Source organism: Sulfurimonas sp., from assembly GCF_026991475.1.
Classification (GTDB): domain Bacteria; phylum Campylobacterota; class Campylobacteria; order Campylobacterales; family Sulfurimonadaceae; genus Sulfurimonas.
The window spans coordinates 1-6668 of record NZ_JALXBK010000051.1 but is presented as its reverse complement, the minus strand read 5'-3'; the positions used below and the strand labels follow the sequence as shown (position 1 = coordinate 6668).

Here is a 6668-nt window from a genome sequence, read left to right as displayed (position 1 = left end):
TTACTTAAGTTTCCAAGTAGTTGATCTATGTTTAATTTATTTTCCATTTGACTCATATATGCATCCATCTATTTATTATCCTTATAATAGCAAATTTTTCGGACACAACATTTATTTTTAGTCCCTTCTTTTGAGATTTTTAGGTTTGTGGTGTTTGCGTCCTCTTTGTCTAATGTCTCAAGTATAGTCATATAGTTTTTTATATCTTCATCTATTTTAGCTATATCTTTTTTTACCGTGTTTCTCATGATAAGTGTATTTTTACTGGCATTTGCCCGTAAAAATGCTCCATCTACTGCAACTAAATCACCTGTTATAAGTTTTAGATTTTTAAGGAGTATGCTAAACTCTTTAAATATAATCTGCAAAGCTTTAGGATTATTTTTTCTAAAATTGGCGATAGTCTTATAGGATGGTCGAAGACCTTGTGTGAGCCACATCATCTCTATATTTCTATTTATCTCAAGTTCAAGTTTTCGGCTACTTCTTATTTTGTTTAGGTAGCCATAGATATAGATTTTTAAGAGTAGTTTAGGATGAAATGCAGGTTGTACATCTTTGATTAGGCTTCTTTTAGTTTTTATATTGAGTTTAAAAATATCTAATGTGTCTACATATGCTTTTATTGCACGAACTACATTATCTTCTTCTACTAACTCATCTAAACTTGGAGAGAAATATTTGACCCTGCGGCTCAAATATTTCTCAACTCAGTCGTTGTAAGCCACTTGACAAAATCTTTTATTTGCACTACAATTGTGTATACAAAAAATAAATTAAAGGTTTACTATTATGAAACAAGCAATTAATATTAGATTAGAAAAAGATGTTGTACAAACTCTTGATGAATATGCACAAGAACTTGATAGAACAAGAACAAGTCTTGTTGAAAAAGCAATAGAATTATACTTTGATAAACTAGATGAAATGGTAGCAGACAAAAGAATTGATAATCTCAAAGCTGGAAAAACTACACTTGTACCATTAGAAGAAGTTTTTAAAAAAGCTGGGATAGATGTATAAAATTGCATTTGATAAAGATGCTGAGAGAGAATTTCTAAAATTAGATGCACAAGCACAAAAACTTGTTTCAACAAAAATTTTAAATTTACAAGATGGAAATTTTTCAAACGATAAACAGCTTAAGGGTAAACATAAAGGAAAGTTTAGAAAAAGAGCTGGGAATTATAGAATAATTTATTTAAAAGAGAATAATTATTTAGTTATCTCAGTTATTAGAATTGCTCACAGGAAAGAAGTTTATTAAACTTACAACAAAACAGAGAGACTGTGAAATACTAACAAAACCTTATTAGTTTTCATCAAGCTATTCAAATGCTTAGTGGTAATATTAAAGGACCGTGTTACCTTTTAAAATAAATCAGCCGTTAGTATCTCTATTGTTATTTCAGTTAATTCCAGCTAAAATAGCGATATGTATAAATATTTCTTATTATCATTCCTATTCTCACATATACTACTTCTTCAAGCAGATGCTCTTATCTCTGCAATTCCTCTAAAAGTAAAGGTCAATGAAAAAAAAGCCGCTCTAGGAAAAAAGCTCTTTTTTGACACTCGTCTCTCCATAGATGACAGCGTAAGTTGTGCAACTTGTCATAACCTTAATGATGGAGGAGATGATAATCTTAGAGTCTCTTTTGGCTACCACGGACGTACAGGAACAAGAAATTCACCTACTGTTTACAATGCCGTTTTTAACTTTAGACAATTTTGGGACGGAAGAGCCGCCACTTTACAAGACCAAGCTGCGGGACCAGTTGAGAATCCTGTTGAGATGACAAACAGTTTTAAAAAGCTCATACCAAAACTCAATAAAACTGCTTATAAACAACAATTTGACGCTATATATAAAGATGGAATAACAAAAGCCAACATTACAAACGCAATAGCTGAATATGAAAAGACGCTCATTACACCAAATGCACCCTTTGACCGCTACCTTAGAGGTGACAAAAAAGCACTCTCAAACGCAGCCAAAGATGGTTACACTCTCTTTAAAACAAAAGGTTGCATACTTTGCCATCAAGGTGTGAACATCGGTGGTAATATGTACAATAAATTTGGTATTTACAGTGATGCAAACAGTACAGATTTAGGAAGATATGATGTTACACATAGAGAAAGAGACAAATACTTTTTTAAAGTTCCCTCTCTTAGAAATGTAGCGCGTACAGCGCCCTACTTTCATGATGGGAGTCAACCAAGTTTACGCAAGGCAGTACTTATAATGTCTGAGTATCAACTTGGTCGAAAAATGACAAAGGATGAAGTCAATAAAATTTTGGCATTTCTAAAATCTCTCAATGGAGAACTACCAAAAGATATTGAGCCATAAAATGCACCTACTTAAAAAAATTGATAAAGTAGTTTTTTTACTCCTTAGCTCACTTGTAATGTTAATTGTACTCTTCTCTTATCTTGTCTCGATAGATAAAGATACAAAAGAGTACAATATTATTCATAATAAAATCGTTTCACTCGAAATTACAGACAAACAGTTTGACAATTTTGCCTTGAGTATTGATGTCTTTAAAAACTATAATGGTGTAAATAAAAGCACTAGAGCATTTAAAACAACCCTTAACTCACTACAGCAAAATATAGCTAGACAATATCCAAAAAATTTAGAACTAACACAATGTTTAAATAACATTAAAAAAACTTTTGCTGCAAAGGTTGATAATTTGGAGTATTTTAAATCTTTAAACGCAACTCTTATCAATACATCTCATTTCCTTTTTGACCTACAACAAACACTCAGAAAGAGCAAAAATATTTCACAACAGACAAAAAGCAGTGTCAATGAAACACTTTTTTATCTACTAAAGTTTACAACGACAGATTATATAGACAAGGTATTTGTGGACAAACAGATTGCGAATGTTTTAAAGCTTTCAAAAGAAGAGCACAACAAGCTTATATATAATTTTTACACACATTCAAAGTTAATGCTAAAAACACTTAGTGAACTCAAAAGACTCTCTTTGGAAATTCGCAATAACAAGCTCTACCAACAACTACAAAAACTTCATATGTTAGTAGACGATATACATAACAAAAATATGCAGATAAACAGAGCTATCACCCTACTCTTTTTCCTCACTGCATTTGGTCTCATTTTAATTTTACTCAAAATTTACAGAAAATCTGTCAAAATTTCTCAAGAGCTTTATGCATTTCAGTTTGCAGTTAAAAATAGTGACAATAGTGTTGTACTAACAGATCCAAAAAGACATATCACTTTTGTCAATGAAGTTTTTGAAAAGATGACAGGGTACTCCAAAGAGGAAGCACTAGGTCAAAATCCAAATATATTAAAATCTGGCAAACAAGACGACAGCTTTTATGTAGAACTTAACAAAAAACTTGACAATGGAGAGAAATGGGAGGGGCAATTTATTAACAAGCGCAAAGATGGCTCTTTATACTATGAAAAAGCTTCCATTGTTCCTATATTTTTAGATAAGAAACTCATCAGTTACCTTGCTATTAAACTCGATATTACAAAATACATTGAACAAAATGAAAAATTACAACTTGCCGCATCTGTTTTTGACAACACCGAAGAGGCAATTATTATCACAAACGCAGATAAAAAGGCCATATCTATAAACAAGGCTTTTCATAAAATTTATGGATATACACTTCCTGAAATAGAGGGAGAAAACCTTAAAATTCTCCATTCAGGTACACATGATACTCACTTTTACAAACAGATGTGGAGCAGCATTGAAAGTAAAGATATCTGGCAAGGTAAAATCATAAACAAAACAAAATGTGGTCTCTACATTCCTATTTGGAGTACCATAAAAGCAATTAAAGATACAAAAGGCAATGTTATCAACTATATTGCCGTTCAGACAGATTTAAGAGAGATTGAAAGTGTGCAGGAAAAGATTGATTATCTTGCCTACCATGACCAGCTTACAGGGCTTTATAATCGTGTCCATTTTGAAGAGTATCTTGAGCATGCCCTGACTATTGCAAAACGCAAACAAGAGAGCTTATCGCTGCTCTTTATAGACCTTGATAGATTTAAAGTTATAAATGACACACTTGGACACGACATCGGTGATAAGGTGCTCATAGAAATTGCCAAGCGTTTGAGACATACACTAAGAGAGAGTGACTTTATATCGCGATGGGGAGGCGATGAATTCGTCATCATACTTGAAAACACCACAACACCAGCAGTAAGTGCAAAAATTGCTAGCCACATTATCGCAGCAGTCAAAGAGCCCATACAAGTAAATTCACACTCACTAAGTACAACTGCAAGTGTAGGCATATCCCTCTATCCACAAAATGGTGACGATGCTTATACCCTTGTAAAACATGCAGATAGCGCAATGTATCTTGCAAAAGACAAAGGAAAAAACCAATTTCAATACTACACAGAGGAGCTCTCAAATAAGATACAAAGCAGACTCAACATTGAACTCTCTTTGCGAAATGCCCTAAAAAGAGATGAGTTTTATTTAGTTTTTCAACCGCAATACAGCTTAAAGACAAAAGAGATAGTATCACTTGAGGCACTCATCCGTTGGAATAACGAAGACAAAGAGCTTACTTATCCTGATAGATTTATTCCCATTGCTGAAGAGAATGGTCTTATAGTGGACATTGGTTACTTTGTCTTTGAAGAGTCTTGTAAAGCATTGTGTAAGATGAGAGAAAATGGACTCAACATCCACTATATAGCGGTCAATGTAGCAAGTATGCAATTTAAAGAAGTAGATTTATTAAACATTTTTCTCTCCATACTTGAAAAGTATCATCTTAAAGCTTCAGATATTGAAATAGAGATAACAGAGCGATTTATTATGGCACCAACACTTGAGAATATGTCACTTTTGCAAAATTTCAGAGCAAAAGGTTTTAGGATTTCCATAGATGACTTTGGTACTGGTTACTCCTCAATGGCATACTTAAAAAATCTGCCAGCTGACACCATAAAAATCGACAAAACTTTTGTCGATGACATAGAAAAAGGAAGCGCTGAAAATGCCATCATAAAAGCTATTATAGCCCTCTCTAAAACATTAGGTTACTCCATAGTTGCAGAAGGTATAGAGACAAAAGAGGAAGAGAATTTTCTCACAGAATATGAGTGTGATTACGGACAAGGCTATCTCTTTAGCAGACCTATACTTGTAGAAGATGTGATAAAAAGGTTTGCTATTTCTTAAACATTTCCTAAATATTTCCCTTTTTTGTGCTAAACTGAGTAAAATTAATCAGAAGGATATTATATATTATGCAAGATGTAAAACTAACACAATATAGCCATGGGGCAGGATGTGGTTGTAAAATTTCTCCAAAACTACTCGATACAATCTTAAAAAGTTCAAGAACAAAAGTTCCATACCCAGAGCTTTTAGTAGGAAATGACTCAAAAGATGATGCCGCTGCGTTTGATCTTGGTAACGGAACTTCAGTGCTCAGTACCACAGACTTTTTTATGCCCATAGTCGATGATCCTTTTACTTTTGGACGCATTGCGGCGACAAATGCCATCAGTGACATTTATGCGATGGGTGGCAAGCCTCTAATGGCAATTGCCATCTTTGGCTGGCCAATAGACAAACTTGACGCTGAAGTTGGAAGCCGCGTTATAGATGGCGGTCGTAGTGTATGTGAAGAGGCAGGTATTCCACTTGCAGGTGGTCATAGCATTGACTCTCCTGAGCCTATTTTTGGACTAGCCGTAACAGGTTTAGCAGAAAATAAAAATCTGAAACGCAACGATACGGCAGAGGAAGATTGTGAAATATTTCTTACAAAAGGTTTAGGTATAGGCATACTTACAACTGCACAAAAACAGGGAAAAATAGCCGATGGTGACATTGATGTAGCCATAGAAGCGATGTGTGCCATAAACAAGGTTGGACAAGAAATAGCACAACTTGAAGGCGTAACAGCACTTACAGACGTGACAGGTTTTGGGCTATTAGGACATCTGAGTGAAATCTGTGAGGGAAGCAATATTAGTGCTATTATTAAGTATGACAAAGTACCTGTACTTAAAAATGTAAAAAAATACTTGGCAATGGATTGTATTCCAGGTGGTACACGCAATAATTTTTTAAGCTATGGCGATAAAATAGGACCAATGACACATGAACAACAAAATATACTGTGCGATGCACAAACTTCAGGTGGACTGCTTTGTGTTGTAAGAAAAGAGAGTGTACCTGCCTTTTTAGAAATTACTGAAAAAAGTGGACTCTCTTTAGAGTCTATTGGTCAAACGACTAAACGCAGTGAGCATTTAATAGAGGTACATTAGATTTGGAACTTACAGAAGATTTTCGCTCTATTGTTTTACAAAACACTCCTCTTTTGGATGTTCGTGCCCCTGTTGAGTTTGAAAAAGGTGCGTTTGTACAAACAACAAATCTGCCTATACTTACAGACAAAGAACGCGAACTTGTTGGAACAATGTATAAAGAACAGGGCAACGCTGCTGCAGTAGAACTTGCCGAGGAGCTTATACAAGAGAGTGGAAAAAATGAGCGTGTGCAAGAGTGGAAAAACTATCTGCAAAAAAATCCGAATGCCCTTTTATACTGCTTTCGTGGTGGACAACGCTCAGGCATCGCTCAAGCGTGGCTTGGGGAAGTTGGCATAAACATAACTCGCCTTAA

Annotated in this window: 6 protein-coding genes and 1 pseudogene; 6 read left to right on the top strand and 1 reads right to left on the bottom strand. The window is 34.5% G+C overall.

Annotated features, from left to right (window positions below; genetic code table 11):
* Positions 1 to 68: 68 nt before the first annotated feature.
* A complete protein-coding gene (locus MV589_RS04315; RefSeq protein WP_297432400.1) occupies positions 69 to 698 on the bottom strand; it encodes a transposase in 630 nt (209 codons plus the stop codon).
* A gap of 94 nt (positions 699 to 792) precedes the next feature.
* Between MV589_RS04315 and MV589_RS04310 the strand changes: the two genes are divergently transcribed.
* The 6 genes and pseudogenes from MV589_RS04310 to MV589_RS04285 all read left to right on the top strand — a co-directional run.
* Positions 793 to 1023: a YlcI/YnfO family protein gene (locus MV589_RS04310; protein WP_297432398.1), complete on the top strand. Its 231-nt coding sequence runs from the start codon at positions 793 to 795 to the stop codon at positions 1021 to 1023.
* Entirely contained in the window at positions 1016 to 1267 is a 252-nt protein-coding gene (locus tag MV589_RS04305; RefSeq protein ID WP_297432396.1) for a type II toxin-antitoxin system RelE family toxin, read from the top strand. The genes MV589_RS04310 and MV589_RS04305 overlap by 8 nt, the downstream gene beginning before the upstream one ends.
* Positions 1268 to 1435: 168 nt before the next feature.
* Complete coding sequence (locus tag MV589_RS04300) at positions 1436 to 2356, top strand: cytochrome-c peroxidase (protein ID WP_297432394.1); 921 nt, start codon at positions 1436 to 1438, stop codon at positions 2354 to 2356.
* A 1-nt stretch (position 2357) separates the two neighbouring features.
* Positions 2358 to 5210, top strand: a complete 2853-nt coding sequence (locus MV589_RS04295) for an EAL domain-containing protein (protein WP_297432392.1) — start codon at positions 2358 to 2360, stop codon at positions 5208 to 5210.
* Between the two features lie 65 nt (positions 5211 to 5275).
* Entirely contained in the window at positions 5276 to 6310 is a 1035-nt protein-coding gene (selD, locus tag MV589_RS04290) for a selenide, water dikinase SelD (protein ID WP_297432402.1), read from the top strand.
* Between the two features lie 2 nt (positions 6311 to 6312).
* Positions 6313 to 6668: pseudogene (locus tag MV589_RS04285) on the top strand (tRNA 2-selenouridine(34) synthase MnmH); the annotation flags it as partial.